Here is a 24,218-nt window from a genome sequence, read left to right as displayed (position 1 = left end):
GTGTAGCCCGCGGGGACCACGGGACAGGACGCTCGCCATGCCAGGCAGGAACGGAATCAACGCGCCACCCCACGATACCGGGCGACCGGCGCGGCAATCTGCGCCGCGGCCCCTGCACGGCGCCGGCAGGCGCGTGCTGCGTGCGGCCCCCCTGCTCTTCTGCCTGCTTGCGTGCCTGCCCGTGCATGCCAGGCAGAATGCCGCTGCCGATGTGCAGGCGATCGAACAGGTCGTGGAAGCCTTCCGGCTGTCGCTGCTCAACAAGGACAAGCCGTCCTACATGCGCCTGTTCTTCTCCGACAGGCCGGAAGACATCGGCTGGCAGTTCGTTTCCGAGGATGTGCGCCTGCAGGACATCCGCAGGATCAAGCCGGATGCGATCAAGGCGCGGAAGATGCCATCCCAGAACTTCATCGGGCTCATCGATCAGGCCGTTGCCTCACCGGAGCCGATGGAGGAGCAGTTCGCCAACATGAAGATCGAGACCGACGGCGATGTCGCGTCGGTTTCCTTTGACTACAGCTTCCACGCTGATGGCGTGAAGACGAACTGGCGCAAGGAGATGTGGCAACTGGTCCGTACCGAGCAGGGCTGGAAGATCTTCTCGGTGGTCTACTCGATCCGCGATTCGCGCAGCCCGGTGCAATGAGGGCGCGGTAGCTGCGGGCAGACTGATCCCGGCCGATTCCCGGCCTCCGGAACCGGCCGCCCGCCTCGCCGGGCATGATGACCCGGGGCGACCGCTACTGCGCTGCGAGCGCGAAATCCAGGCCCGCGCATACCGCCACCACCTGGGCGTCGTTGCATTCCTGCGGGTTGGTGCGCGGGCTGTCCGGGTAGACCTCGGTGGTGGTGGCAAAGCGTGCGTCGGTGAAGCCGGCACACGCGCCGATCGAGCGCGACTCGCCCCACACCACGCCCGGTGACTGCAACGGCAGGCCGACCAGGTTGCCCTCGGCGTCGGCCGGGGCGATATGGGTGATGGGTGCCACCGCAGCAATCAGCGCCTGCTGGAACCCGGGCTGTGGATCCTCGCTGTTGCCGATCACGTAGAAGCCATCGGGAATGGTGTCGCGCTCGAACGGTTTGCCGTCGCGGGCGCAGCGCGCCGGATCGAACTCGTGCAGGTCGCTGTCGGTGGTCTCGTGCAGGTCCAGGTGCACCAGCAGGTTCGGCTTGCGCTCGGCCACCCAGCGCATCAGCGCCGCCGCCTCTTCGATCTGCCCGCCATCACGGAAGCTGCGGTTCGGATCGATGGCATCCGGGTTCCAGCGCTGGATGCGCTCGTAGCCCCACGGGCTCACGCACGGCGCCACGATCAGGTTGAGCCGGCCCAGGTAGCGTTCGGCCTGCTGCTCCAGGAACTGCAGGGCGCCATGCACGCCGCTGGTCTCGTAGCCATGCACGCCACCGGTCACCAGGGCGGTCGGCAGCGCCGGGTTCCAGTCATGGTTGACTACGGCAAACAACGGGTAATGGTCCGGCGCATAGTCCAGCTGGCCGTACTGGACCACATCGAAGACGGTGTCATCCAGGCGTTCAAGCGCGGCCACCACGTCGTCGTGGTAGCTGCGCTGGCGCTGCTGGCGCGCCCGCCACAGTGCGCGTTCCGCGTCACCCCAGGGTTGCCCGGGGCTGCCGATCGGGTAGAACTGCGCAATGGTCATGAGGAACTCCACGCGTCAAGCGTATTGAATGCAGCCGACCATTCTAAGGCTTGCTGCGCCTGCGCGCGCCCTGCCTGGCCCCGCCTTCATCCAGCCGGGGTCATCTGGCTGTAAAATCAACGGTTTTTGGCCCTTCACCTCTTGATGGCGAACGCAGCGCAGCCGGTCCTGGGTGGACCGGAGTTCCTCCGCCTGCTCGCCCGTCTCAGCGACGGCGCGATGCCGGCCAGCAGTCCCGCCCTGACCGATCGCCTCGGCCAGTGGGTGGACTGGAGCCGCGCCGTGGCCCTGTCCTCGGCCTTGGGCGGACGCCTGCCCGAGCCCGGCGATGCCGCCGAGGCAGCCGAAGATGTGCTGGCCGCCTGCGCCCAGGCCCACGCCAGCCTGCGGGCCTCGATCAGCGAGGATGCCGAGGCCGAACGCCTGCTGGATCTGGCCGAAGCCGCCGCCGTGCCCGATTTCGCCTCGCTGCGCCAGCGCTACCGGGTGCTGCAGCAGGCCATCCAGACCGCGACCGGGCGCCTGCGCGGACGCCTGCGCGACCAGTTGCTGCAGGTTTCCCCGGAAATGGCACGGCTGGCCGAGGTCGACGCCGTGATGGAACAGACCCTGACCCCGCGCGAACACAGCCTGCTGGCCACGGCACCTGCGGTGCTCGGCGCCCGTTTTGAACGCGTGCATGGCCAACCCGGCTGGCGCGCCGCCTTCCGCCACGACATGCGCACGCTGCTGCTCGCCGAGCTGCAGTTGCGCTTCCACCCGATCGAAGGGCTGCAAGACGCCCTGCGCTCCCACTGACCGGAACACCATGTCCAGAACTGCTTTCCACGTCGTTGTTTTCCTTGTCGGCCTGCTGGCCGTGTGCTGGATCGGCATCGGCTACGTCTCGGTGCATCCGCTGGGTGCAGCGGTGGCGGCGATCATCGCGGCCTGCTACATCGCCGGCGGCGTGGAGTTGTATCGCTATCGCCAGGCCAGCAACGGCCTGCGCACGGCCCTGAGTGACCTGTCCAGCGCCAGGGAAACCCTCGCCCCGTGGCTGGAACACGTGCCGATGGGGCTGCGCAACGCGGTGCGCCTGCGCGTGGAGGGCGAGCGCACCGCCCTGCCCACACCGGTATTGACGCCCTATCTGGTCGGCCTGCTGGTGCTGCTGGGCATGCTCGGCACCCTGCTGGGCATGATGGACACCCTGCGCGGCACAGGCCTGGCCCTGCAGAGCGCGACCGACATGGCCGCCATCCGTGGCTCGCTGGCCTCGCCGGTGCAAGGCCTGGCGGTGGCGTTCGGCACCTCGATCGCCGGTGTGGCCAGCTCGGCCATGCTCGGCCTGCTGGCCGCCCTGTTGCGCCGCGACCGCCTGCAGGCCGTGCAGCAGCTCGACCGCGCCATTGCGGGTGAGCTGCATCCGTACTCGCAGGCCTGGCAGCGCGCCGAATCGCTGCGCCTGCTGCAGGCGCAGTCCGCCGCGCTGCCGGCTTTGGTCGACCGCCTGCAGGCGATGACACAGGCGTTCGAACAGCACAGCACCGTCGCCAATGAGCGCCTGCTGGCGGGCCAGGTCGAATTCCTGGCCCAGAGCCAGTCGCTGCAGGAACGCCTGGCGGTCTCGCTGCAGCAGTCGCTGCGTGAGGGCGCCGAGGCCAGCGCCACTGCGATCGGCGGCGCGCTGCAGCCGATGGCCGAAACCACCCTAGCCGGCCTGGCCCGCCATGGCGAGGCCCTGCACGCCCGCGTCGAGCAGGCGGTGCAGCAGCAGTTGGCCGGCCTGGCCGAGGGCTTCGAGCGCAGCCGCGTGGCCACGGAAGCCAGCTGGGCCAGGGTCGTCACCGGCCAGGCCGATGCGCAGCGGGCGCTGGTGGGCGAACTGCGCCAGCACCTGCAGGCCTTCAGCGAAGGCCAGGTCGTGCAGGCCGAGGCACTGATCGCGCGCATCGGCGAACGCCTGCAGGCCGATGCCGCTACCCATGCCGACGCATGGCGCGCGGCCGCCGAGCAGCAGCAGGCATTGAACAGCGCGCTGGCCGTGCACCAGCAACAGGCGTTGCAGGCCGCCAGCGAGCATCTGGATGAGCGCGCGCAGGCGCTGCTGCGGGGCCTGGAGGAGCGTCACGCCGCCAGCCAGTCGCTGCTGCACGCGCACGAACAGCAGCGCCTGCAGGACTGGCAGGCTGCGCAGGTCGCCGCCGCCGCTGCGCACGCCGACCTGCGGGCCCAGCTGCAGGCCACCGACGAGCAGCGGCTGCAGCGCTGGAGCGACGCATTGCAGAACGTCTCCAACGACTTGACCGAGCGCCTGCAGGCCAACGGCCAGCGCCTGGCCGCGCAGCAGCAGCAGGTCTGCGACGCGCTGGCGGCCACCGCGCAGCAGATCGGCGAAAACGGTCGCGCGCAGGCCAGCGCCACCCTCGCTGAAGTCTCTACCCTGCTGCAGACTGCTGCCGCCGCGCCCAAGGCTGCCGCCGACGTCATCAACGAGCTGCGCAGCACGCTGTCCGAAAGCCTTGTGCGCGACAACGCGATGCTGGAAGAGCGCGGCCGCCTGCTGGCCACCGTGCAGACCCTGCTCGATGCCATCAATCACGCCTCGCACGAACAGCGCACCGCGGTGGACGCGCTGGTTGGCGGTTCGGCCGAACTGCTCGAACGCGTGGGCAGCCGCTTCAGCGACCATATCGCTGCAGAGACCGGCAAGCTGGACGGCATTGCCGCCGCACTCAACGGCAGCGCCGCTGACGTCGGCCAGCTGGCCGCCACCTTCGGCGAAGCGGTCGCGCAGTTCGGCGCCGCCGCCACCGAGCTGTCCGGCCGCCTGGAACAGGTTGGTGGCGCACTGGATGCCTCGCTGGCCCGCAGCGATGAGCAGCTGGCCTACTACGTGGCGCAGGCGCGCGAAGTGGTCGACCTCAGCCTGCTGTCGCAGAAGCAGGTGATGGAAGAGCTGCAGCAGCTGGCCGCGCGCCGCGGCAAGGCCGGCAACGCATGAGCGACGAACTTGAGGTCGATGGTGGCTCACACGCCCCGATCTGGGCCGCCTTCGGCGACCTGATGTCGGTGCTGTTGGGGGCGTTCGTGCTGATCCTGGTCGGCGTGGTTGCCGTGCAGCTGGAGCTGTCGCAGCGACTGGACCAGGAAATGAAGCAGCGCCAGGCCGAAGCCAAGCGCCTGCAGACGCTGGAACAGGCCTTGGCCGGACCGCTCGCCGCCGGCCGCGTGACCCTGGTCGATGGCCGCATCGGCATCAGCGGCAGCGTGCTGTTCGCATTGAACTCGGACCAGCTGCAGCCGGAGGGCCAGGAGCTGCTGCGCAGCCTGGCGGCGCCGCTCGCTGCTTATCTGGGCACCCGAGAGGAGATCCTCATGGTGAGCGGTTTCACCGATGATGCACCGGTGCGCGAAGGCAATCGGCGCTTCGCTGATAACTGGGAGCTGTCGGCGCAGCGCTCGCTGACCGTGACCCGCACGCTCATCGCCGATGGCGTACCGGCCGATGCGGTGTTCGCCGCCGCGTTCGGCAGCGAGCAACCGGTCAGCTCCAACGCCAGCGAGGAAGGCCGCGCGCGTAACCGCCGCGTGGAGATCGCGCCGATTCCCAAGCCGAAGGCGCCGGATGGCAAGTAAGCCGCCAGCGCTGGAGGGACTGCGCGCACTGGTGCGCGACCTCGATGCCGGGTCGCGCTCGCTGCCGCACTACCCGCACGTACCGATGCTGCAGCAGGTGCAGCGCGAGTGGTCGGAGCTGCGCAGCGAACTGCAGGTGCGCCGCTCGCTGCGCACCGAGGCTCCTGCCGATGGCGGCCCACTGAACTCGGCGGTGCTGGTGCAGCGCATGCTGGAGACGATGCAGGCCACCAGCCCCGGCTACCTGCGTCATTTCATCGACTACGTCGACACGTTGTCCTGGCTGGAGGCGCTGGAGGGCGCCAGCAGCGGCGCAGGCCCGGCCAAACCGAAGCGCACGCGCAAGCCCCGCTCCGGCGTCCAGGACGTTTGATGGTAGTGCCGGCCGCTGGCCGGCATTGCCCCTCTTGCGCGTGCCGCCGGGCGCCCCCTGTAGAGCCGAGCCCATGCTCGGCTCCGGTCAAAAGCAGCCGAGCATGGGCTCGGCCCTACAAAGGTTCAGCCGCGCAGGGTGGCGCCGCCGTCAACGTACAGGTCGCTCATGGCCACATGCCCGGCCTGCTCGGAGAGCAGGAACATCACCGACTGGGCGATGTCGCCGGGCGTGGCCAGCTTGCGCAGCGGAATGCCGGCCTTGAAGGTCTCCAGGCTGCCGGCGATCACCCGCTCGGCACCGCGCTCGTCCTGCCACATGCCGGTCTGCATCGGGGTCAGCGTTGAACCCGGGGCGACGATGTTGCAGCGGATGCCCAGCGGCGCCAGTTCCAGCCCGAGGCAGCGGGTGAACATCGTGGCGGCAGCCTTGGATGCCGCATACGCGGCCATACCGTGCCGCGGCACGCCGGCCGCATTCGAGCTGACGGTAACGATCGCACCCTGCCCGCGCGGCGACATTACCCGCGCCAGCGCACGCCCGACATGGAACACGCCATCGGCGTTGACCGCGAACACCCGTCGCCAGTCGTCATCGCCGGTCTCGGTCACGCCACCCACATGCAGCACGCCGGCCACGCTGGCGGCAAGCGCGATCGGTCCGATGCTCGATTCCACCTGGTCCACCAACGCGTCCACGGCTGTGCTGTCGGTCACGTCGAGCGCACAGGCCTGCACACGCGCATCTGCCGTCACAGGCGCCTCACGATCAGTCGCCACCACCGTGCAGCCGGCCTCGGCCAGCAACCGTACCAGTGCGTCACCGATGCCACCGGCTGCGCCGGTCACCAGTGCCACGCGCCCTTCAAAGCCGGTCAGCTGCATGTTGCCATCTCCTGTTGCGCATCCCAGTAACACAGCCGCGCCGACAGCCACGGTGCCAGCTGCGCCACCGCATCGCGGCCGGTCAGTTCTGCATGCAGGAACGGCAGTTCCAACGACTGCACCCTGCGCGCGTGGGTCCGCCACAACGCCGACTGCAACTGCGGCCGCGCCTGGTGATCCCGGCCCGCACGCACATGCACCAGCGTGCCATCGAACGGCCGGTGGATATGTCCGCGGATCAGTCGATTGGTGCCGGTCACGGCACGCACCACGCCATCCAGCACGACGTCAGGCAGGCTGCCCAGCGCACTGCCACCACGACGCAGGAACGCGAGAATGTGTTCCCGGCTGTCCAGCTCCGGATGCGCATCCGGATCGTGCCCGGCAATCGCCAGCAGTGCGCGCAATGCGGCGGTGGCATCGGGTTCCGGCTCGGCCCGCCAGCATTCGCTGGGATAGGCATCCAGCAGCACCAGTTCGCCGACGTCGCGGCCGATCTCATGCAGGCGCACTGCCATCGCCTGGGCCAGGATGCCCCCCACCGACCAGCCCAGCAGATGCACCGGCCCCTTCGGCTGCAATGCGGCCACGCGCTGAACGTAGTCGTTGGCCATCGCCTCGATGCTGGTAGGCAGCGGCTGCCGCGCGTCCAGTGCCGGCGACTGCAGGCCATACACCGGACGTGCCGGCTGCAGTGACCGGGCCAGGGTGCGGTAATTCCAGGCGATGCCGCCCGCGGGGTGCACTACGAACAGTGGCGCGGGCCCGGCAGCGTCGTTCGCAGCCAGTGCGATCACCGGTCCCAGTGCGTGGTCGGCCAGTGCGGGAGGCTCGGCAATACGAACCGCAAGTGCTGCCACGGTCGGCTGCGCAAACAGGGCCCCAAGACCAAGGTCGCAGCGCCAGCGCTGCTCGATCGCCAGCAGCAGGTGCACCGCCGACAGCGAATCACCGCCCAGACTGAAGAAATCCGTATCCACTGCCACTGGCGCCTGACGCCCAAGCGCCTGGGCGAACAGCTGGGCCAGCTCCTGTTCCAGCGGCGTGCGCGGCGCCAGGCCTGCCACTTCAAGTTCCGGCGGTTTCGGCAACGCGTTGCGGTCAAGCTTGCCGTTGGCAGTCACCGGCCAATGGTCCACACCGACAAACGCCGAGGGCACCATGTAGTCCGGCACGCGCGCGGCCAGGTGGCTGCGCAGCGTCGCGGTGTCGGCAAGCGCGGTTGGCACATAGGCCACCAGCCGGGCATCGCCGGGCGGGTCCTGCCGCAACAGGACCTCCACGCGCTCCATGCCGGGCAGTTCCCGCAGTGCCGCTTCGATCTCGCCCAGCTCGATGCGCAGGCCGCGCAGCTTTACCTGGTGGTCGCTGCGGCCGAGGTATTCGACCGCACCATCGCCGCGCCAACGGGCCACGTCACCGGTGCGGTAGATGCGCTCGCCCTCCAGGAACGGATCGGCCAGGAAGCGCTCGGCAGTCAGGTCATCGCGACCGAGATAGCCGCGTGCCAGCTGCACGCCGCCCAGGTACAGGTCACCGGCCACGCCCACCGGCACCGGCTGCATCCGGGCGTCCAGCACGTACAGGCGGGTGTTCCAGACCGGGAACCCGATCGGCACGGGCCGTGAACGATCCTGTGCCGACGCCGGCCAGTAGCTGACGTCTACTGCGGCCTCGGTCGGGCCATACAGGTTGTGCAATTCGGCGTGCACGCGCGCATGGAAGCGGTCGCGCAGCGCGGCATCCAGCGCCTCGCCGCTGGTGAACACCCGGCGCAGCTGCAGCCCTGCAGAGGCCGGCGCAGCGAGGAAGGCATCGAGCATCGAGGGCACGAAATGCGCCGTGGTAATGCCATGCCCACGGACCAGGCGCGCCAGTTCAGTCGGATCGCGATGCGCGTCGGGCCCGGCGACCACCAGCGTGGCCCCGCACAGCAGCGGCAGGAAGAACTCCCAGACCGAAACATCGAAGGTCGCCGGGGTCTTCTGCAGCACGCGGTCATCGGCGCGGATGCCGTAATGCTCGCGCATCCACAGCAGGCGGTTGACGATGGCGCGGTGTTCGATGACCACGCCCTTGGGCTCGCCGGTCGAACCGGAGGTATAGATCACATAGGCCGCATCGCTGGGTGCCGGATCGGCCCACGCTGCCGCAGCGCTCAGCGCGGTCCACTGCTCCGGCGCGAGCACCGGCACGCCAGCCACGCGCGCCGATACGTCCGCCGCAGCCAGTACGCACACCGGCTGCGCCGAGGCCAGAACACGCGCCATGCGGTCATCGGGATGGGCAAGGTCCAGCGGCAGGTAGGCGGCGCCTGCGCGCAGCACGGCCACCAGCGCGACCACCAGCTCCAGCGAGCGCGGCAATGCCACCGCCACCACGCTGCCCGGGCCGACCTCCATCGCACGCAGCTGTGCCGCCAACGCGAAACTGCGCGTTTCCAGCGTTGCGTAGTCCAGCGTAGCGTCGCCGAATACCAGCGCCGGCGCGTGCGGGTCGCGGTCCATGCCCTGCCGCAGCAGCCCGACCAGGGTCGTCTGCGGCAGCGCATGCGCGGTGGCATTGAATTCCTGCAGCACCCGCTGCGCCTCCGCGGGCGTCGCCAGAGGCACGGCTCCGATATCGTCAGCCTGCAGTGCCGCCGACACGAAATGCAGCAGCCGCGCGGCGTGCGCCTGCACATCCTCGCGACTGTACAGCGCGGGATTGGCCTCGATCTCCAGATCCAGCAGGCGCTGGCCATCGCCCCGGACGCCCAGCGTCAGATCATCCACCGGCCCGGTGCACAGCACCTCCAGCGTGGCCTGCACGCCTGGCAAGGCCAGCGGCGTGTAGAACGGCTGCACGTTCACCAGCGGACCATGCAAGCGCTGCTGTACACCGAGCAGGCCAAGGTCGCGACGCAGCTGCTCACCGCGGTAGCGGCCGTGCTTGCGCCCGTGGCTGAGCTGTCGGCCGAGCCGGCGCGTGAACGCCTCGACACTACCCTCACCCGCCGCCACACGCAGCGGCAGCACATTCATCACCATCGCCGGCACCCGCGCCGACGCGTTGCCCAGCCGACCCATGTAGGGCACGCCCAGCACCACTTCATCCGCGGCACTCATCCGCCGCAGGTACTCGGCCGCCAGCGCGGCCAGCACGTCCGGCCAGGGCTGCAGCCATCGCACCGACGCCTGCAGGAGCTGCTCACGGAAGGCCGCATCGAGCGGCTGCACCCAGCGAAGCGCGTCGTCGCTGGCCGCGAGCGTACCGGCCAGGCCCGCGCCCGCTGGCGCACCCTGCAGGTACTCACGCCACCACTGTCCGGCCTGCGCACGGCGCGGGTCGGTCCGATGGGCGGCATCATCGGCCAGCACACCGGCCAGTCCTGGCAGTGGCTCACCCCTGCGGCCGGCGTACAACGCACAGACGCGATCGGTGAACAGCGCCATGCCGTAGCCATCGGCGGCCAGATGATGCACGCGCAGGTACCACGCCCAGCGCTGTCCCCCAAGGTCGAACAGCACCTGCTGGCTGATCCGGTCGCGGGTGGGATCGACCGGGTTCAGCCGATCAGCGCGCATCAGGCTGCGTGCCGCAGCGGCCGGATCCGGCTCAGCGGAAACATCACGTACCGAAAGCAGCGGCACATGCGCCGTGTCATGCCACTGTAGTGGCTGGCCATCGGCCCCTTCGGCAAAGCGCAATGCGAAGGCCTCGGCCTCGCGCGCAGCCTGGTCTGCCGCTGCGACGAACGCGGCCACGTCCAGCGGGCCGTCGATCCATACCGCGTGCGCGGTATTGAATGACGGGTTGTCCGGTGCCAGCCGCTGTGCGAACCACAGTCCGGCCTGGGCCTCGGTCAATGCCACCGGCGTGGCCACCGCGGCGGCGTTCATGCGTTCTGCGCTGCCTGCAACTGCTGCACCACGCCCCACCATTGGCGCAGCGTGGTGTGCTCGGCCAGCTGCGAGAACTCCAGCGGCAGGCCAGTGTTGCCCCAGGCCAGGACCAGGCCGAGCATGCGCATCGAGTCCAGGTCCAGGTCGATCAGGTTGTCGTCGTCACCGATCTCGGCCGGCGTGCATTCCAGGACGCGCGCCACGTCGGCACGCATCCGCTCCAGATCCAGCACCTCACCGGTGGCGGCCATCACAGCACCTCCAGCAGGTGGCCGGTGGTCATCGGCACGCCACAGGTGCGCGCGATCCAATGCAGCGCCTGATCGTGATCGGCACGCGAGAAGTCCGCCACCCCATCAGCGGCGATGAAGGCCTCGATGTCACGCTGGAAGGCATCGACCACGGTCGCGGTGCAGCCGATATGGGCGTACACGCCGGTCACCAGCAACTGGTCGCGTCCACGCACACGCATCAGCGTCTCCAGGTTGCTGCGCTGGAATGCGCTGTAGCGGTGCTTCACCAGCACGTGCTCGCCCGGTTGCGGTGCCAGCGCCTCGATGATCGGTTCATGGTCGGCGCTGCGACGCATGCCCGGCCCCCACAGGTCGGCCTGAAGGCCACGGTCGCGACGGTCCTGGTCACCATGCTGCGCGGTGTAGAACACCGGAATGCCGTGCGCGCGGCAATGCGCCAGCAGGCGTGCAATGTTGTCCACCGCCGGTCGCAAGGGCGTGCTGCCGGCGTCGAATGCCGCCAGGAAGTAGCGCTGCATGTCGTGCACCAGCAGCGCGACACGATCGCGCCGGGGACGCCACGGTCCGCGCGCCTGCGGTAGCTCAGCGGCGGTCGGCAAGGGGTAGTCGGTGATACGGGGCAGCGCCATCAGCGCGTTCCTCCTGTCTGTTGCAGATGACGCGCACGCAGCTGCGCGCGCAGTTCGCGGCGGCTGATCTTGCCGACCGCGGTGGTATCGAAGCTGTCGACGAACACGATCTGGTCGGGCACCTTGAACGCAGCCAGGCCGCGCCCGCGGATCCACGCCTTCAGCGCCGGCGCCTTGAATGGCTCGCCCTGCGGAATCACGAAGGCGCAGCTGCGCTCGCCCAGGTACTCATCAGGAATGGAGACCACGGCGGCGTCGAACACGCCGGGATGTGCCAGCAAGTGGTCCTCGATCTCTTCGGCGGAGATCTTTTCGCCGGCGCGGTTGATGTGGTCGCCCGCACGGCCCTGTACCACCAGGTAGCCTCCGGGCAGTTGCTGCACGCGGTCGCCGGTGCGATAGAAGCCGTCGTCGGTGAACGAGCGCGCATTGGCCACCGCATCGTTGTGGTAGCCACGGATGGTGTACGGGCCACGGGTGAGCAGATGCCCCACCTCGCCTTCGGCCACCGGCTGGTCATGGTCATCGACCACGCGCACTTCGTCGTCCGGACTGATCGGCCGGCCCTGGCAGGCCACGATCAGGTCCTCGGGATCATCCAGCCGCGTGTAGTTGACCAGGCCTTCGGCCATGCCGAACACCTGCTGCAGCGTGCAGCCAAGGCCGTCGATCACCCGCCGTGCGGCTTCCGGCACCAGCTTGGCGCCGCCCACCTGCAGAACCTGCAGGCTCGACAGGTCATGCCGGTTGGTGGCGGCGGCCTGCGCCCACAGCAGCGCCAGCGGCGGCACCAGCCCGCAGCAGGTCACCTGCTCGCGAGCGATCAGCGGGAAGGCCACTTCCGGGCCAGGGCCGGGGCTGAGCACCACGCGGGCACCGGCATACAGTGCGCCGAAGAAGCCCGGCGAGCTCATCGGGAAATTGTGCGCGGCCGGCAGCGCGACCAGGTAGACGCTGTCGCGGTCGATGCCGCAGATCGCATTGCTGGCACGGAACGAATAGATGTAGTCGTCGTGGGTGCGCGGAATCAGCTTGGACAGCCCGGTGCTGCCTCCGGAGATCTGCAGGAACGCCACCGACTGCGGGTCCGGATCGGCCGGCAACTGGCTGCGATCGCCCTGCAGTGCCTCCAGCGCGATGAACTCCGCTGCGTCGCCGTCGATCACTACATGGCGTACTGCCGGAACTTGGGCCTGCAGCGCCCGCGCCAGCCCGCGATGATCGAAGCCATCGTGCAGCCCGGTAGTGATGTAGGCACTGGCTTCGGCCTTGTTGGCGAAGTGCACCAGCTCGGTGCTGCGATGCGCCGGCAGCGCGTACACCGGCACCAGCCCGGCGCGGAACAGGCCGCAGATCGTGGTGATGAACCCTGCGGTGTTGCCCAGCTGTACCAGCACCCGTTCACCCGGCTGCAGGCCGAGCGCCAGCAGGCCCGCACCGATGCGACCGGCCTCGTGCCACAGCTGCGCGTAGCTCAGGCGGACATCACCGGCGACCACCGCGATGTCGTCCGCATAGCGTTCCGCACGTTCGCGCAGGAAGGCCGGGAACGTCTCGCCACGCCAGTGGCCGGCATCGCGATAGCGCGCTGCAAGATCGTCGGGCCATACCTGCTGCAGTGGCAGGCGGGAAGAACCAGCGGGGGTATTCATGCGAAGGGCTCGATGGTGGGCGCGGGCTCATGGACACCGAGCGCATTCAACAGGGCAGCGAACTTCGCTGCGGTTTCGGCCACTTCGGCCTCGGGGTGCGACTCGGCGACGATGCCGGCACCGGCATACAGGCGCAGCTGCGTACCCTGCAGGCGCGCGCAGCGGATCGCCACGTACCAGTCGCCGTCGCCCTGCGCGTCCAACCACCCCACGGCGCCGGCATAGAAGCCGCGCGGCACCGGCTCCAGTTCGCGGATGCGCTGCAGCGCCGCCAGCCGCGGCGTACCGCAGACCGCCGGCGTGGGATGCAGCTGAGCCAGCAGCTCGGCAGCCGACGACTGCGGATCCTTCAGGGTGGCGTGGATGCGGGTGCCCAGATGCCACATGCTGGCCGTGGCATGCAGCACCGGACGCGGCTGTGCGTCGATGTGGCTGCAGTACGGCGCCAAGCCCCCCACAATGGCCTCGACCACATGGCGGTGCTCGTCGTGGTCCTTGGCGGAGGCCAGCAGCGCCTGCGCGGCGCGCTCGTCCCCGGCGGCATCGGCACAGCGCCGCGCGGAGCCCGCCAGCGGGTGCGACAACAGCTCGGCGCCGCGCTTGCGCAGCAGCAGCTCCGGGGTTGCCCCCACCAGCCACGCCGGCGCCTGTCCCGGCTCCACCGGCAACGGCACCGCGTAGGTCGCCACCGAGGGATCCGCGCCCAGGCGTGCCAGCAGCACCTCCGGGGAAAGTGGCTGCTGCGTGCGTGCCAGCAGGCTGCGCGCCAGCACCACCTTCTGGAGGTTCGGTTCGGGCGCGCGCAGTGCCTGCACCGCAGCAGCCACTGACGCCGCGTACGCCTGCGGCGCAGGCTCGGCCCGCAGCGCGTCCTCCAGCGCTGGTGCCGCCAGAGGATGCAGCGGCAGGGCCGGCAGCAAGCGCTCGGGCTGGTACAAGGCGTCGTCGGCACGCGGTTCGAATGGCACCGCACCGACCAGAACGCCCGGGCCGCCGCGCTGCTGCGCGAAGAAGGCCGAAACGCGGTCTGCCAATGTCGCCAGTGCGCCGGCCGGCAGCGTGGCGCGGCAGCCGCGTGCATGCACGTACTGGCCGGCATGCTGCAGCAGGAACAGCGACGCGTCGTCGGTGCTGTCCAGCGGCGCTGGCGCGGCCTCCGGCCACGCGCCCTGCATCAGGGAATCGTTCATGGGTTCTCCTTCATCCGATGCGCTGCGGCCAGCGCGCACAGCAACAACAGCAGTGCGCCGACCAGCAGGTAAGGCAGGCTCGGCCCGCCGCGATACGACAGCGTGCCGAGCATCGGCCCTGCCACCATGCCCAGTCCCTGTGCGGCCGCGACGGTGCCGGCTGCCGCGCCCTGTTCGTGCGGCTCCACCGCATCGGCGGCCAGCGCCTGGAACGAGGGGAAGACGAAGCCCATGCCGAACGCTGCCAGCGCATAGGCCGCCGGCAACTGCCAGGCCTGCTGCACGCCTGCCACCGAAGCAAAGCCGACGCAGGAAATGAGCGCGCCGAGGACGATCCAGCGGCGTGGATGGACCTCCAGCTTCATCACCAGCGCCTGCGCCAGGATCAGGCCGACGCCAACGGCGGTGAGTGCGATGCCGGCCATGCGTGCACCGGCCGCGGCATCCAGGCCCAGCCGGTCAATCGCGAAAAATCCGACCGTCACCTGCGCGATGGTCACCGAGACCATGGCGATGAACGCGGCCAGCTGCGGCAGGCGCAGGCGCGGGTCGAGGCGGCGCACCGGTGCGCGGCGCTGTACGGACGCAGCCACCACCGGCGGCGTCGCTGGCAGCCGCCAGGCCAGCAACGCCAGTGCCAGCAGAGGCAGCAGCGCGGCCACGTACAGCGCCAGCGAGAGATTCGTGTAGGCCAGCCAGCCGGCAGCGGCCGGCCCGAGCACCATGCCCAGCGCGTTGGCGCTGCCCAGGCGGGCGAGGAATTTAGCGCGCTGTCCGGCTGGCGCCTTGTCGGCGATCAGCGCAGCTGCGGTAGGAGGCACCGCCGCGTAGAACAGGCCGATCAGGCCACGCGCACCGACCAGCACCAGCACTGTCAGCAGTATCGGCGGCACCGCCTGCAGGGCCACATCGATGAACACCGCCAGCGCGACGTAGACCACAGTGTAGGCGCTCATCGCCAGCATCAGTACGTGCTTGCGGCCGATGCGATCGCTGAGCTGGCCCCAGGGGCGCGCGGCCAGCATCCACAGCACGCCTGCGGCGGTGACTGACAGGCCGGCATGCCACTCGGACAGGCCGAGCATGCGGACCACCGGGCCGATCACGGCGACGAAGGACATCATCGCCATGGTGCCGATCAGGGCAGCCACTACCAGCGCCGGCAAGCCGGGAACGACGGGACGTGCATGCATGGAACACCAGCCGTGACAGGAAGGGATCGCCGGGCGCACCTGCACCCCGCGCGGCGTCCGATCCGGGCCAGGACCGGACGCCACCCTTAAATGATAACGGCTCGTATTTGCATTTGATACCCATTCTCTTGAATGGGCATGCAACAGTCAGCTCAGCGCATTGCACGCAGGCCCAACAGGCCACGACGCTTGAACCACCCCTCCAGCGGCAGCGTCAGCAGCGGCGGGATCGCCGCCAGCAGCGCCAGCGCACTGGCCCACCACGGCCAGCGCAGGCGCATCGCCGCAAACAGCGCCACCCCCACATAGACCAGGAAGGCCACGCCGTGCAGCGGCCCGAACAGCTTCACCAGCGCCACGTTGGCCATCGGGCCATATTTCATCCACATGCCGATAAGCAGCCCGGCCCAGGTCAAGGCCTCGATGAAAGCGACCGTAGCAAACAGGCGTCCGGTCGGGTGCACGGGGGTAGGTTCGGTCACGGCGGCTCCAGCATCGGGGTATCAAATGCGAATGATACGCAGATGCACGCTGCATGTAGAGTCGAGCCGTGCTCGACTGCTTCTGCCTCCGCCACTGAAGGGAACAATCAGCAGTTCAGCAGGCGCAGCGACGAGAGCGTGTCCACCCAGGTGGACACCTACCCGAGCACATGCGGCAGAACCTGCTCCCCGATCTCACGCAGCACCACGTCCATCGGCCGCCCGTTGTCGACCAGATTGAACATCACGTGCGCCACGCCCTGCGCATGTACGCGCAGCAGGTAGTCACGCAGGCCATCACGGCCGACCTTCAGGCCCAGCGGCAGCGGCTCGGCTGGCGCCAGCGGATCCGCCTGCAGATCCAGCAGCATCGACTGCACGAATGGCTTGCCTGCCCCCCCACGCTGCACCTGCGCCTGCTGCCACAGGCCGATGCGCCCTTCCTGCGCGGCCTCCTCGCGATGATAGGTGGCCCAGCCTTCGGCCTCCCGCGCGATCCACTGCAGGCTCTGCCGTGCGGTACCCACCACCAGCATCGGAATGCGCGCGGACGGCGACGGCAGCACGTCGAAGCCACCGGTTGCCTGCAGTACGGCGGCCCGCTCCTCAGCCTCCGGTGACAGCGCCGCGCGCAGCAGCGACCAGCGCTCGCGGAAAGTCACCGCCCTGCCCTCCAGGTCTTCGCCGAACGCGGCGAACTCCTCCGGGCGGTCACCCGAGCCCACGCCCAGAACGAAGCGCCCATCGCTGATCCGGTCGAGGCTCAGGGCCGACTTCGCTACCTGCAACGGATGCCGCAGCGGCAACACGATGGCTGCGCTGCCGACGACGATGCGTTCTGTCGCTGCGGCCAGCATGCCCAGCCACAGCAAGGGATCATCCAGTGCACTCACCGTCGCGTCAGGGCCCTGCGGCACCATCAGCGGCACATCGCGCGTCCACAAGGCGGCGAAACCGAGGTCATCGGCCAGCCGCGCGATGCGCCGCGCCTCACCTGGATCAGCCAGGCCCCGCGCCGCCACCGGCGTCATCAAGCCCAGGCTCAGCCCGTGCTGGGGGAACAGCGATGCGTAGGCAGGATTGAATTCACTCATGCCGGCAGCTTAGCGTGCAGCTAGCCGGCCACAATGACGCGCCGCCCACCGCAGGAAGAACACGGCATGCCGAGGATCCGCCCTGCCCACGTCGATGACCTGCCCGCGATCAGCGCGGTCTGCCTGGCTGCGTTCGATGCGGCAGTCGCGCCTTCGCTCAGCGCGGCCGGCGTCGCCACCTTCAGCCGTGTCGCTGCAGCCGATGCGTTCGGCGCGCGCCTGCAGGGCGACAGCCATATCCTGGCGGCCGAGCAGGAAGACCGCATCGTCGGCGTAATCGAACTGAAGGAAGGACGCCACCTGGCGATGCTGTTCGTCGATCCCGCCTGCCAGGGCCAGGGCATCGGCCATGCCCTGTTCGAAGCCGTGCTGCCGCATCTGCGCGCGCCGCAGATGACCGTGCGCGCTTCGCTCAATGCAGTGCCCACCTATCTTCGCTATGGGTTCGTGCTGGATGGCGACGTCGGCGAGTTCAACGGACTGGTGTACCAGCAGATGGTGCGGGGAGCGGCCTGAAGGCATTCGCCGCGCATGGCCCGGCACCGGCGGCGTCATGCCCTGCAGCACGCCCGTCATGAGCAAACTGAATCAGCGCCTTCCCCGGCCGTTCCTACAATGGCCTGTCATCCTGCCCTTCGAGATGCTGCCGATGCGCGTCGCGCTTTCCGTGTTGCTGCTGGCTTCGGCGCTGAGCGCCTGCACCCCGGCCCCCGTCGCCACCGCCAGTTCGGCCGGGGCATCCGCACCGGCCAAGGGCATCGCCTGGCGCCAGGGCGACGTCGATGATGCCTTCGCCGAGGCCGCCGACAGCGGCAAGCCGGTGCTGCTGTACTGGGGCGCGGTCTGGTGCCCACCGTGCAACCAGCTCAAGGCCGGCCTGTTCAAGGATCCCGCCTTCATCGCGCTGACCGGCAAGTTCGTTCCGGTCTACCTGGATGGCGACGAGGAAGGTGCGCAGGCCTGGGGCGAGCGCTTCGGCGTGCGGGGCTACCCGACCCTGATCGTGCTGGACCCACAACGCAACGAAATCACCCGCGTGGCCGGCGGCAACGATGCCGCCGAACTGACCCGCGCATTGACCGTGGCCGCCGGCCGCCGTAGCGCGGTCGCGGCCACCCTGGCCACCGCACTGGCTACGCCGGACACACTGGCCGCCGAGGATTGGCAGGTGCTGGGCGACTACGGCTGGGAGGTCGACGCCAACCGCCTGGCCGGCGAACGCAAGAGCCAGGACGTGCTGGGCCAGCTGTCCAGGGCCGCCCCCGACGCCGCTCTGCAACGCCGTTTCGCGCTGCTGGCCCTGGCCACCGCCGACACGCCAGAAGCCTCGCCCACCGAAGTGCGCGAACTCCTGCAGGCGGTGCTGGCGCACCCTGCGGAAGTGCGCCGCAACCGGGAACTGCTGGGCTACGCGGGTGCCAGCCTGGTCAAGCAGGCCAGTGCCGGCCCGGCCACCAGCAACACGCTGGGGCAGCAGTTGCTGGTCGCACTGGAACGCGCCGGTGCCGAGCGCGGCAATCGCGCCGATGACGCGCTGTCGCGTGCGCTGACCGAAGTCGCGCTGGCCCGGCAGCAGCAGCCGAAGGGTGCATTGCCGACGGCGTTGGTGGACCGGGTCAAGCAGCGCGCCGCCGCTGCCGATGCCGCCGCCACCGATGCGCATGCGCGCCAGGCCACGATCAGCAGCGCGGCCTACGCATTGCGCGAGGTCGGCGACGACGCCGGCGCGGAGGCGCTGTTGCTGGCCGAGCTGAAGCGCAGCGAGCAGCCGTACTACTACATGCCCGAACTGGCCGACCTGGCCGAACAGCGCGGCGACACCGCTGGTGCGCTGGAGTGGCTGAAGCGTGCCTACGACGGTGCCCAGGGCCCGGCCACCCGCGTGCAGTGGGGCGTCCTCTACGTAGAGGGCCTGCTGAAGCTGGCGCCGGACGACGCACCACGCATCGAGCAGGCAACCGCCTCGCTGATTGCCGAACTGGAGGCACAGCCGTCCGGCTACCACCAGCGTACCCGCCAGCGCTTCGAGCGCCTGGCCGGGCAGTTGAAGACGTGGAGCGGCAAGCACCAGGGCGCGCAGACGCTGGCGCGGCTGCAGCAGCGGATGCAGCAGGCGTGCGGGGAGCAGGCCGACAGCGGGTGCAGGGATTGGTTGAGTTGAGTTGATGAAGGCGCTGGCGGCTGGTTCGCCTGCCGGCGCTTTTGTTGATCCGTGTGGGAGGGGGCGGGGGCCGCTGGCCAGGACCCGCAAAAGCCCCTCCATGGTGCTCGATGGCGCCATTCTTGGCGCCAACGGTCCTGTCCAGCGGCCCCCGCCCCCTCCTGACAGTTTCCTGCGAGCGCGGGCAGCGCAACAGCGCGCCGGCGAGGCTCGAAAGGCGGGTTCTGGTAGTGCCGGCCGCTGGCCGGCAACCCGACCTTCGCTGATTGCCGGCCAGCGGCCGGCACTACCACGTCGCTCCTGCTCCTGCCTTTGACTCCGTCTCCGCGCCAGCGCAGGGAGCCGTCCTGCAGGGGCTGATGGGTCAGCGCAGGACCGTTGGCGCCACGGATGGCGCCGTCGAGCCCCCATGGATGGGTTCACGGCGTGTCCTGCGCTGACCCATCAGCCCCTGCCTGCCAGGAAGAATCAAGGCGACGAACGCGCACGCATTTCAATCCCGCCCCTTGACCTCAATCAATGTTGAGGTGCGATAACAGTCTCCCCACGGCCAGCCCCTGGCCTTCCCCATGGAGATTGCTTCGATGCCGTACTCGCTTCCCCCGCTCCCCTATGCCTATGACGCCCTCGAGCCGCATTTCGATGCGCGCACGATGGAGATTCACCACAGCAAGCACCACCAGGCCTACGTCAGCAATCTCAATGCTGCCGTCGAGCAGGCCGGCCTGGCCGAGCGGCCCGTCGAGGTGCTGATCGCCAATCTCGATGCGGTGCCCGAGGCGCATCGCGGCGCGGTCCGCAACAACGGCGGCGGCCACGCCAACCACAGCCTGTTCTGGACCGTACTCAGCCCCAGCGGCGGTACGCCCGATGACGAACTGGCGGCGGCCATCGACCGGGACCTGGGGGGCTTCGATGCCTTCAGGGACGCGTTCACCAGAGCCGCGCAGACCCGCTTCGGCAGCGGCTGGGCCTGGTTGACCCGCGATCGCGATGGCCGCCTGCAGGTCGAAAGCAGCGCCAACCAGGACAGCCCGCTGATGGGCGCGACCGTCGGCCTGTCCGGCAACACCCCGATCCTGGCGCTGGATGTCTGGGAACACGCCTACTACCTGCACTACCAGAACCGCCGCCCGGACTACATCGGTGCGTTCTTCAACATCATCAACTGGGCCGAGGTCGGCCGGCGCTACCGCCAGGCCCTGGCCTCATGAGCGGCGGGACATTGCCGTACGCGGGGCCCTGGGCGGGCGTGTTCCCCGCTCCGGCGCCGGTACCGTCGGTCGAGATGCCGCCGCGTGCCCTGCGGCGGCTGCTCGGTCACTTCCCCACCGGGGTGGGCATCGTCTGCGCCCGCGATGCGCAGCGCAAACCGGTCGGCCTGACCATCAATTCGTTCGTGCCGGTCTCGCTGCAACCGCCGCTGGTGCTGTGGAACCTGGCGTTGCACGCGCAGAGCCTGTCCACCTTCCAGCGCGCCACCCGCTTTGCGATCAGCGTGCTGGCGGCCGACCAGGAAGCACTGGCGCGGCGCTTTGCCGATCCGCAGGTACGCAACCGCTTCGACGGCCTTGCACTGCTGGATGACGACGACGATGCGCCACCACGCATCGCCGGCGCGGTGGTCCATCTCACCTGCACCCGTCACGCGCAGTGGCCCGTCGGCGATCACCTGCTGCTGGCCGGCCGCATCATCCAGGCCAACGAGAACGGCGGGGCACCGCTGCTGTTCCATCGCGGCTGCTTCCAGGCGGGGCCGGCGCAACGGCTGGCAGAGGTCACCCGATGAGGGTCGAGGCGCTGGAACGGATGCTTGCCACTGGCAAGGATGGCGCACTGCTGCGCTTCGGCCTGGGCAAGGCTTGGCTGGATGCCGGCAACCCGGTGCGCGCGGCGACCCACCTGGGCCGCTGCGTGGTACTTGACCCGCACTATTCGGCGGCCTGGAAGCTGCTGGGCAAGGCGTGGCTGGCCAGCGGCCAGCCACAGGCGGCACGCGAGGCGTGGCAGCGCGGGCTGAGCGTGGCCGGCAGCAGGGGCGACCAGCAGGCACGCAGGGAAATGCAGGTCTTCCTGCGCCGCCTGGACCGCGAACAGGCGGCCCTGCCCAAGGTGGGCTGAGCCGATCAGCCCGCGTTGGCCGATGCCGGTGCGGACATGATGTCCGGCATCGGCAGGCGGCGCGGCTTGCTCGGGAAAGCGTGGCGCAGGATGCGCCAGACCACCTGGCCGAACTGCTTCGGCAGCGAGCCGTTGTTGTAATGCTGGCCGTAGCGCCGGCAGATCTCCTTCACTTCCTTGGCGATGGCCGCATAGCGGTTGGCCGGCAGGTCCGGGTAGAAGTGGTGCTCGATCTGGTGGCTCAGGTTGCCCGACAGCACGTTGATGAGGAAGCCGCCGCTGATGTTGGACGAACCGCGCAGCTGACGCAGGTACCAATGGCCGCGTGACTCGTTGCGCAGGCATTCCTTCGGGAAGGTCTCCGATTCGGCGGTGAAATGCCCGCAGAAGATGATGACGTAGGTCCAGATGTTGCGCAGGCCGTTGGCCACCAGGTTGCCCAGCATCACGGTGAGGAAGAACGGACCGGCCAGCAACGGGAAGAACACGTAGTCCTTCAGCACCTGGCGCAGCATCTTGCGCGCCACCGGACGGGTCTGCAGCCACATCGCACGGCTGCTCATGCGGCCCTTCAGCCAACGACCCAGGCGCAGGTCCTGCGCGGCCACGCCCCACTGGAACAGCAGCGCGAAGATCGGCGCGATGATCGGCTGCAGCAGGTAGAACGGCTTCCAGCGCTGCTCCGGGAAGATGCGCAGCAGGCCGTAGCCGATGTCATCGTCCATGCCCCGCACATTGGTGTAGGTGTGGTGGCGGAAGTTATGGGTCTTGCGCCAGTTGTCGGCGGTCGCAACGATGTCCCACTCGTACGTGTTGCCATTGAGCTTGGGGTCGCCGGTCCAGTCGAACTGGCCGTGCATGACGTTGTGGCCCAGCTCCATGTTCTCCAGGATCTTCGACAACGCCAGCAGCAGCGTGCCCGCGATCGCGGCCGGCCACAGCAGCGGCATCCAGAACAGCGGCGCGAACGCGGCCAGGAACAGCAGGCCACGGCCACCCACGCCGAACCAGCGCACGGCGGCCGCTACACGGCGGATGTAGCGGGTATCGGAGGCGCCGAGGCTGCCGATCACACGGTCGCGGATCGCGTCGAGTTCCTCGCCGAAGGCATGCATCTCGGCGGTACTCAGGGCACGGTCGGTAGCGCGGGTCATGGCAGGCGTCCTCAGAGATCCAGGGTCAGGTCGGTGGTCGGTGCGCTCACGCAGATCCGCACCGGCTGCGCCGCTTCGGACTGCAGGTCGCCGGTGCGCAGGTGACGAGTGGCGCCACTGACGCGGTCGCAGGTGCAGGTGTTGCAGATGCCCATGCGGCAGCCATGCCTGGGCTTGATGCCATGCGCTTCCAGGCTTTCCAGCAGCGAACGGCCGCGCGGCACGCTCAGCTGGCGGCCACTGCGCGCCAGGGTCAGCGACACTTCGCCTTCGGCGCTGGCATCACGCAACGGCGCAGGTGGGGTGAAGGCTTCGGCCTGGAAGCCGGCCACCTGGTGCGCCAGGCGCTCGCGGGCGGCGGCAACGAATCCATCCGGGCCACAGGCCAGTACGTGGCGCTGCGCCAGCGGCGTGTCATCGCCGGCCACCTGCAGATCGTGGGTATCGATGCGTGCGGCCGGCACCTCACCCTCGCGGGTGGTCAGCAGGTGCACGCGCAGGTTCGGGTGTGCTGCGGCCAGCGCCTGCAGTTCATCACCGAACTGCAGATGGGCCGCGGTGCGCTCCCAATAGAACAGGTCAACCGGCGCCGCCAGTGGTCGCTGGCAGGCCTCGCGCAACAGGCTGCGCATCGGCGTGATGCCGCTGCCGGCGGCCAGCAGCAGCACCGGTGCCGCCGCCGGCAACTGGAACTCGCCGAACGCCGCATCGAGGCGGAACAGATCGCCCGGCTGCGCATTGTTGACCAGATGCTGGCTGACCCGACCGCCCTCGACCGCCTTGACGGTAATCGCCAGTTCGCGCGGGCCCAATGCGGTCGGGCTGTAGCTGCGCTGCCACACGCGACCCTCGATCTCCACGCCCAGGGTGACGTGCTGGCCGGCGCGCATGCCGGCCCAGTGCCGGTTGGTGCGCAGGACCAGGGTTGCCGCGCCCACGCCGGCCGGCTCGCGCCGGACCAGGCGGGCCATCGGCTCGCGCAGGGTCCACAGGGGATTGAGCTGGCCCGCCCAGAAATCGAACAGCGACGGCGAGATCCAGCGATGCGGAGAGAACAGGGATGGACGGACGACAGCGCTCATGGACGCACTATACGGGCGCACACACACCTGTGTATACATGTGTATATTGAACCGGATTGGGTATGATTCAGCCTCGCCCCACCGGAACCCCCATGGCCGCCGCCACCGCCTTGTCGACGCCTGAAGACGCCAACAGCCCGGCCCGCCGTACGGTGAGCCGCGAGGATCTGCTGGCCGCCGCACTGAAGCTGATCGGCCCGCACCGCAGCCTGTCCACACTCAGCCTGCGCGAAGTGGCACGTGAGGCCGGCATCGCACCGAACAGCTTCTACCGGCAGTTCCGCGACATGGACGAACTGGCCGTAGCGCTGATCGACGCCGCCGGCCGCTCGCTGCGCACCATCATCGGCGAGGCCCGCCAGCGCGCCACCTCCACCGCCACCAGCGTGGTACGGGTCTCGGTGGAGACCTTCATGGAGCAGTTGCGCGCCGACGACAAGCTGCTGCACGTACTGTTGCGCGAAGGCGCGGTGGGCTCGGACGACTTCAAGCACGCGGTCGAGCGCGAGCTGCACTATTTCGAGGAAGAGCTGCAGCACGACCTGGTGCGCCTTGCCGCGCTGGATGGTGCCGTGCTGCATGCCCCGGAGCTGGTGGCCAAGGCCATCACCCGGCTGGTGTTCGCGATGGGCGCCACCGCCATGGACCTGCCACCGGAGAAGGACCCGGAACTGGTCGAACAGATCTCCACGATGATCCGCATGATCATCGTCGGCGCCCGCACCCCCGCCGCATTCCGCCGCGGCTGACGATCGGCCCCCGGGGTCGGATCCGTAT

Annotated in this window: 22 protein-coding genes and 1 pseudogene; 11 read left to right on the top strand and 12 right to left on the bottom strand. The window is 69.2% G+C overall.

The window, feature by feature from the left end:
• Window positions 1-37 precede the first annotated feature (37 nt).
• Complete coding sequence (locus A9K58_RS17770) at window positions 38-649, top strand: Cif family virulence factor (RefSeq protein ID WP_331250485.1); 612 nt, start codon at window positions 38-40, stop codon at window positions 647-649.
• A 94-nt stretch (window positions 650-743) separates the two neighbouring features.
• On the opposite strand, the gene A9K58_RS17765 is transcribed toward A9K58_RS17770, so the two are convergent.
• On the bottom strand, window positions 744-1,667 hold the full coding sequence (locus A9K58_RS17765; protein ID WP_065200599.1) for a M14 family metallopeptidase: 924 nt from the start codon (window positions 1,665-1,667) through the stop codon (window positions 744-746).
• 144 nt (window positions 1,668-1,811) lie between these two features.
• Here A9K58_RS17765 and A9K58_RS17760 point away from each other — a divergent pair, with 144 nt between their 5' ends.
• The 4 genes and pseudogenes from A9K58_RS17760 to A9K58_RS17745 form a co-directional block, all read left to right on the top strand.
• Window positions 1,812-2,465 (top strand): DUF3348 family protein, encoded by a 654-nt coding sequence (locus tag A9K58_RS17760; protein WP_065200598.1) that lies wholly within the window; start codon window positions 1,812-1,814, stop codon window positions 2,463-2,465.
• 10 nt (window positions 2,466-2,475) lie between these two features.
• Complete coding sequence (locus A9K58_RS17755; RefSeq protein ID WP_065200597.1) at window positions 2,476-4,653, top strand: DUF802 domain-containing protein; 2,178 nt, start codon at window positions 2,476-2,478, stop codon at window positions 4,651-4,653.
• Window positions 4,650-5,288 carry an OmpA family protein gene (locus tag A9K58_RS17750; protein WP_065200596.1) on the top strand — a complete coding sequence of 213 codons (639 nt, stop codon included), beginning with the start codon at window positions 4,650-4,652 and terminating at the stop codon, window positions 5,286-5,288. Before A9K58_RS17755 ends, A9K58_RS17750 begins: the two co-directional genes overlap by 4 nt.
• Window positions 5,272-5,661 (top strand): annotated as a pseudogene (locus A9K58_RS17745) (DUF2894 domain-containing protein); the annotation flags it as partial. The gene A9K58_RS17750 and the pseudogene A9K58_RS17745, both read left to right, overlap by 17 nt.
• A 125-nt stretch (window positions 5,662-5,786) precedes the next feature.
• Here the strand turns inward: A9K58_RS17745 and A9K58_RS17740 are convergent.
• The 9 genes from A9K58_RS17740 to A9K58_RS17700 all read right to left on the bottom strand — a co-directional run bounded on the left by A9K58_RS17740 (window position 5,787) and on the right by A9K58_RS17700 (window position 16,923).
• Window positions 5,787-6,545, bottom strand: coding sequence for a 2,3-dihydro-2,3-dihydroxybenzoate dehydrogenase (locus A9K58_RS17740; RefSeq protein WP_065200594.1), 759 nt, complete (start codon window positions 6,543-6,545; stop codon window positions 5,787-5,789).
• Complete coding sequence (locus tag A9K58_RS17735; RefSeq protein ID WP_065200593.1) at window positions 6,536-10,426, bottom strand: non-ribosomal peptide synthetase; 3,891 nt, start codon at window positions 10,424-10,426, stop codon at window positions 6,536-6,538. Before A9K58_RS17735 ends, A9K58_RS17740 begins: the two co-directional genes overlap by 10 nt.
• Window positions 10,423-10,680: a phosphopantetheine-binding protein gene (locus tag A9K58_RS17730; protein WP_049414955.1), complete on the bottom strand. Its 258-nt coding sequence runs from the start codon at window positions 10,678-10,680 to the stop codon at window positions 10,423-10,425. Before A9K58_RS17730 ends, A9K58_RS17735 begins: the two co-directional genes overlap by 4 nt.
• A complete protein-coding gene (locus tag A9K58_RS17725) occupies window positions 10,680-11,312 on the bottom strand; it encodes an isochorismatase family protein (RefSeq protein ID WP_065200592.1) in 633 nt (210 codons plus the stop codon). Before A9K58_RS17725 ends, A9K58_RS17730 begins: the two co-directional genes overlap by 1 nt.
• Window positions 11,312-12,964, bottom strand: a complete 1,653-nt coding sequence (locus A9K58_RS17720) for a (2,3-dihydroxybenzoyl)adenylate synthase (RefSeq protein ID WP_065200591.1) — start codon at window positions 12,962-12,964, stop codon at window positions 11,312-11,314. The genes A9K58_RS17725 and A9K58_RS17720 overlap by 1 nt, the downstream gene beginning before the upstream one ends.
• Window positions 12,961-14,154: an isochorismate synthase gene (locus tag A9K58_RS17715; protein ID WP_065200590.1), complete on the bottom strand. Its 1,194-nt coding sequence runs from the start codon at window positions 14,152-14,154 to the stop codon at window positions 12,961-12,963. The genes A9K58_RS17720 and A9K58_RS17715 overlap by 4 nt, the downstream gene beginning before the upstream one ends.
• Entirely contained in the window at window positions 14,151-15,347 is a 1,197-nt protein-coding gene (locus A9K58_RS17710) for an MFS transporter (RefSeq protein ID WP_065200589.1), read from the bottom strand. Before A9K58_RS17710 ends, A9K58_RS17715 begins: the two co-directional genes overlap by 4 nt.
• 152 nt (window positions 15,348-15,499) lie before the next feature.
• Entirely contained in the window at window positions 15,500-15,811 is a 312-nt protein-coding gene (locus A9K58_RS17705; RefSeq protein WP_065200637.1) for a DUF3817 domain-containing protein, read from the bottom strand.
• 176 nt (window positions 15,812-15,987) lie between these two features.
• On the bottom strand, window positions 15,988-16,923 hold the full coding sequence (locus A9K58_RS17700) for a TIGR03571 family LLM class oxidoreductase (RefSeq protein WP_065200588.1): 936 nt from the start codon (window positions 16,921-16,923) through the stop codon (window positions 15,988-15,990).
• Window positions 16,924-16,989: 66 nt separating this feature from the next.
• On the opposite strand from A9K58_RS17700, the gene A9K58_RS17695 reads away from it, so the two are divergent.
• The 5 genes from A9K58_RS17695 (at window position 16,990) to A9K58_RS17675 (ending at window position 21,205) form a co-directional block, all read left to right on the top strand.
• Entirely contained in the window at window positions 16,990-17,439 is a 450-nt protein-coding gene (locus A9K58_RS17695; protein ID WP_065200587.1) for a GNAT family N-acetyltransferase, read from the top strand.
• Window positions 17,440-17,563: 124 nt separating this feature from the next.
• On the top strand, window positions 17,564-19,084 hold the full coding sequence (locus A9K58_RS17690; RefSeq protein WP_065200636.1) for a thioredoxin family protein: 1,521 nt from the start codon (window positions 17,564-17,566) through the stop codon (window positions 19,082-19,084).
• A gap of 584 nt (window positions 19,085-19,668) precedes the next feature.
• Window positions 19,669-20,298 carry a superoxide dismutase gene (locus tag A9K58_RS17685; RefSeq protein ID WP_065200586.1) on the top strand — a complete coding sequence of 210 codons (630 nt, stop codon included), beginning with the start codon at window positions 19,669-19,671 and terminating at the stop codon, window positions 20,296-20,298.
• Entirely contained in the window at window positions 20,295-20,873 is a 579-nt protein-coding gene (locus tag A9K58_RS17680) for a flavin reductase family protein (protein ID WP_065200585.1), read from the top strand. Before A9K58_RS17685 ends, A9K58_RS17680 begins: the two co-directional genes overlap by 4 nt.
• Window positions 20,870-21,205: a tetratricopeptide repeat protein gene (locus A9K58_RS17675; protein ID WP_065200584.1), complete on the top strand. Its 336-nt coding sequence runs from the start codon at window positions 20,870-20,872 to the stop codon at window positions 21,203-21,205. The genes A9K58_RS17680 and A9K58_RS17675 overlap by 4 nt, the downstream gene beginning before the upstream one ends.
• Window positions 21,206-21,210: 5 nt before the next feature.
• Here A9K58_RS17675 and A9K58_RS17670 read toward each other — a convergent pair whose 3' ends face one another.
• Window positions 21,211-22,359, bottom strand: coding sequence for a fatty acid desaturase family protein (locus A9K58_RS17670; RefSeq protein WP_065200583.1), 1,149 nt, complete (start codon window positions 22,357-22,359; stop codon window positions 21,211-21,213).
• Window positions 22,360-22,370: 11 nt separating this feature from the next.
• Window positions 22,371-23,441, bottom strand: a complete 1,071-nt coding sequence (locus tag A9K58_RS17665; RefSeq protein ID WP_065200582.1) for a ferredoxin reductase — start codon at window positions 23,439-23,441, stop codon at window positions 22,371-22,373.
• Window positions 23,442-23,533: 92 nt separating this feature from the next.
• Between A9K58_RS17665 and fabR the strand changes: the two genes are divergently transcribed.
• Window positions 23,534-24,190: an HTH-type transcriptional repressor FabR gene (gene fabR / locus A9K58_RS17660; RefSeq protein ID WP_005409961.1), complete on the top strand. Its 657-nt coding sequence runs from the start codon at window positions 23,534-23,536 to the stop codon at window positions 24,188-24,190.
• The last annotated feature ends 28 nt before the right edge of the window (window positions 24,191-24,218 follow it).

The organism is Stenotrophomonas maltophilia, assembly GCF_001676385.1.
GTDB classification, from domain to species: domain Bacteria; phylum Pseudomonadota; class Gammaproteobacteria; order Xanthomonadales; family Xanthomonadaceae; genus Stenotrophomonas; species Stenotrophomonas maltophilia_J.
Note: the sequence above shows the minus strand (reverse complement) of the source record. Positions and strands in the feature narration are given on the sequence as shown.